At 77.7% G+C, this 1447-nt stretch carries 1 protein-coding gene; it reads right to left on the bottom strand.

The window, feature by feature from the left end:
• On the bottom strand, positions 1-1403 hold a 1403-nt coding region (locus D7Y13_RS48500; RefSeq protein ID WP_341870478.1), incomplete at its 3' end, for a DUF4388 domain-containing protein.
• Positions 1404-1447: the final 44 nt, after the last annotated feature.

The raw sequence follows: 1447 nt of genomic DNA, 5'->3' as shown, positions 1-1447 counted from the left end.
GCTCCCGTCGGACGGGGCGCGGCTCCGGGACCCGCCGTGGGGGCCGCGCCAGCGGGACGGGGCGCCGCGCCAGGGCCCGCCGTGGGCGCACCCGGACCGGCGATGGGTACACCGGGCGCGGCGCCGGATCCGCCAGGGCCCGCGACGGGGATACCTGGGCCGGCGATGGGCGCACCGGGAGCAATGCCGGAAGCACCAGGACCCGCGATGGGCGCACCGGGACCGGCGACAGGGACACCCGGACCAGCCCCATGCGCGCCAGGACCCGCGCCAGGCGCACCAGGACCGGCGACCGGGGCTCCAGGCCTCGTGGGTGCTCCGGGCTGCGCGGCGGCGGGTGCTCCACCGGGGGCCGCGCCTTGCGGCGGAACGGCACTGGCGGGCCTCGCGGCGGCGGCCGTGGGACCCGCGGCGGACGGAGGCGGGGGCGCCGCCTGCGTGCGCGCGGGCGCCGCGAACGACACCGCGTTCAGCTCCTTGAGCAGGAACGCGAGGCGCAGCAGGTGATCCGCGTCCTGCGGGACGTCCTGGAGCAGCTGCCCCAGCGAACGCACGCCGTCGATGAACGCGAGCGCGCGCACCTCATGCGGCGTCAGGCGCAGGTCACTGGCCGCCACGCGTCCCCCGGACTTCATGATGGGCAGCGCGAGGACGTGGTTGAGCCGGCGCTTGAGGTCCGTCGTCGGGATGCGGCGCACCTGGTCGCTGAGCACGGCCCAGCGGTTGCCCAGCGGCATCGCCTTCGCCGAAGGCAGGTCGCGCGCCTCGAAGGTGAAGGTGCCGGACTCCGCGCGCAGCGCCTTGCCCAGGATGCCCAGGCCCCGCTGCGCCAGCTGCGTGAAGGCCGTGGCCGGCTGGAGGATGCCCAACCCGAAGAGCGCCGCGAGCAGGTCCCCGCCGAAGCGCTCCCGCGAGCCCTCCGCCTGCTGGAGCTGTTCGGCCGTCAGGAGCCGCGCCCCCATCAGCGACGCCCCGAGCCCATCCTCCGCGTGCGACGAGTCCACGAACTCCGGATTGCCCTTGCGGAAGTGGATCGACAGCGTGCGGTCCGAAAGCACCAGCGTCAGCAGGCCGGTGTGCTCGCCCGCCGCGATGCGCCCGTAGAGCTGCACCGGCGAGGTCTGCTGGAGCTGGCCCTGGGGCGGCACCGTGGTGGTGCCGTCATCCTGCGGCTGCGGCGGCTGCGGCGGTGGCGCGACCGGACGGGCCGCCGCGGAGGGCGCTCCGACGACGGGGGCTCCCGGCCGGGGAGGCGCGCCAGGGCCCGCGGCCTGCGTGGCGATGGGGCGCCCGGAGGCATCGACCCCCGCGCGGACCGCCGGTGCCGGCCCCCGCATCGCGCCAGGCCCGGCCGTGGGACCGGGACCCGCGCGCGGCGCGTTGACGGCGCCGGGACCCGCCATGGGCGCGGCCACCGGACCCGCCACGGGCGGCTGGGAGACAGGAC

Source organism: Corallococcus praedator (assembly GCF_003612125.1).
GTDB lineage: Bacteria > Myxococcota > Myxococcia > Myxococcales > Myxococcaceae > Corallococcus > Corallococcus praedator.
The sequence above is the reverse complement of the archived record's forward strand: the minus strand, read 5'-3'. Positions and strand labels throughout refer to the sequence as shown.